The 1,802-nt window shown below is 46.0% G+C and carries 3 protein-coding genes and 1 pseudogene; all 4 read right to left on the bottom strand.

Annotated features, from left to right (window positions below; genetic code table 11):
* Positions 1-100 precede the first annotated feature (100 nt).
* Positions 101-769, bottom strand: a complete 669-nt coding sequence (locus ODJ80_RS13975) for a CatA-like O-acetyltransferase (RefSeq protein WP_117508079.1) — start codon at positions 767-769, stop codon at positions 101-103.
* 76 nt (positions 770-845) lie between these two features.
* Complete coding sequence (locus ODJ80_RS13970) at positions 846-1,142, bottom strand: hypothetical protein (protein WP_117508081.1); 297 nt, start codon at positions 1,140-1,142, stop codon at positions 846-848.
* Between the two features lie 144 nt (positions 1,143-1,286).
* Positions 1,287-1,478: a transposon-encoded TnpW family protein gene (locus ODJ80_RS13965; protein ID WP_117508083.1), complete on the bottom strand. Its 192-nt coding sequence runs from the start codon at positions 1,476-1,478 to the stop codon at positions 1,287-1,289.
* A 78-nt stretch (positions 1,479-1,556) separates the two neighbouring features.
* Positions 1,557-1,802: pseudogene (locus ODJ80_RS13960) on the bottom strand (recombinase); the annotation flags it as partial.

Below are 1,802 nucleotides of genomic sequence, written 5' to 3'. Positions count from 1 at the left end.
CTCGGCTGTCCCTTGTGGGGGGTATTTAGTTTTACTGTGTGCTACTTGGTAAATAGGAAGTTACCTATTTCTTCATAACATAATTTGTAAGGAAAACACCTTAATAAATCCATTTATCCACTTCACTTGCAAGGTTTTGTAAGTAGGTAAGGAATTGTCCTACATGGTAGCCATCACAAATTGAATGATGGACTTGCAGACAAAAAGGAATTGTTACCTTATCATTTTCCCTTATCAGTTTGCCTGTGGTAAATATGGGCGGTAAGTGTGTGCCTGTCGTAAATATATTGAGATTGAACGATGTAAACTCTATCCACGGAATTGAGGATATATCAAAACAATTATTTGGCATATCTTCCGTCGAGAACATTTTACTTGTATTACAGGTATCCATAATTTCAACACAACGGTTATAAAAAGCAGGAAAACTCTGATTATATTTACACCATAACACATGGAACTTGTCGCTATTGAACGGCATAAAGGTAAAAGAGGGATTTACCTTATCATAATATCCAATATTACCATCTCCATCACGATTGAAACGCAGAAACTCAAAATGATTTACGGCATTTGCTATCCACCATATCAATGTCGGATATAATCTGAGGTTGCGGTCTTTGACGTGGCTGTATATTTCCGTTATGTCTACATTGACGGTAACGCTGTAAGTACAGCGAACATCATTGTAGTAGTGAAGAAAGTATTCCTTTCTTTCCCACGATTCAATATCAACTATTGAAAAGATTGCGTCATTGTTTGATTCCATATTTACTCACCTGTACCCTCTGACTTTGTCGCTTTCTTTGAGAAAAAGTATACCACAAACCTGTGAACAAATCAACTCATTTCAACCTACCAGCGGCATTATTATCTCTGGCGTACCGCCGCGCCGCTTCCCGCCGTTCTTCGCTGTATGGTGCGGTCAGACGGAAAGAGAAACGTCCCTTTGCAATCTCAAACTCCATGCAGCCCGTTTCGGGGTCTGCGTCGGTCTGGCGGCAGTGGTCGGGGTACTGTCCGGCGTAGGCGGCAAGCCGCTTCTTTAAGTCGGTGTTGTGGGTGCGGATATGGATTAGCGGGTCTTTCTCGTCAAACCAAATATTGGTGGTCTTTTCCTGTTTCGTAAGCCCTGTTTTCATGCGCTCTGATTACCTCCTTGCATTTCGCCCCTGTTACGCAATAGGGACATTTTTCGGGTGTTTTCTCCGGCTCTTGACTTGGAGAAAACGGCGTTTTTGACGATAAAAACCGCCCGGACGGGGGATGGTTCGTCGGGGCGGCTGTTATCGCAAGATTTCTGTTTTTTCCGGCTCTTGACCGTCAGACGCGGATAAACGCAGGCTGTCGGCAAGTATCGTTTTCAGCAGCTTGTCGCGGAATGTTTCTGTGCTGCTGTGATTGAAAAATAGCTCCGCAACAATTGTCTGCCCGTTCCTCTGCGTCGTGATGATACTGTCGGGAGTCTGTTCTGCCATAGGCGGCTCCTTTCTCCGGGCGCGAAAGAGGGACTTCCCGTAGCCGGAAAATCCCTCTTGGTTGTCGGTTATTCTGTTTTACTGTGCGGGCTGTGCGGCGGCGGTCTGCGCCTTTCTCCTTGCCCGGTATTCCCGCGCCTTGATACGGTCATACTCCCGCTGCTTTTCAAGGTTTCGCGCCCGGTACTCCCTTGAATACTGCCGGTGGTAGGCGCGGCTCTTTTCCTTTTTGGCTTCTTCGATTTCCTCCCGCATTTGCCGGACTTCCTGCTCCGTAGGCTCTGCAAGCTGTGTCACTTCGTTCTCAAATCTGCCGATATAGTT

The organism is Acutalibacter sp. LFL-21 (assembly GCF_025630755.1).
Lineage (GTDB): Bacteria > Bacillota > Clostridia > Oscillospirales > Acutalibacteraceae > Acutalibacter > Acutalibacter stercoravium.
The sequence above is the reverse complement of the archived record's forward strand: the minus strand, read 5'-3'. Positions and strand labels throughout refer to the sequence as shown.

Coding starts and splice junctions, on each gene's coding strand:
- ODJ80_RS13975 (WP_117508079.1), bottom strand. CDS start 769: ATGGAATCAAACAATGACGCAATCTTTTCAATAGTTGATATTGAATCG.
- ODJ80_RS13970 (WP_117508081.1), bottom strand. CDS start 1,142: ATGAAAACAGGGCTTACGAAACAGGAAAAGACCACCAATATTTGGTTT.
- ODJ80_RS13965 (WP_117508083.1), bottom strand. CDS start 1,478: ATGGCAGAACAGACTCCCGACAGTATCATCACGACGCAGAGGAACGGG.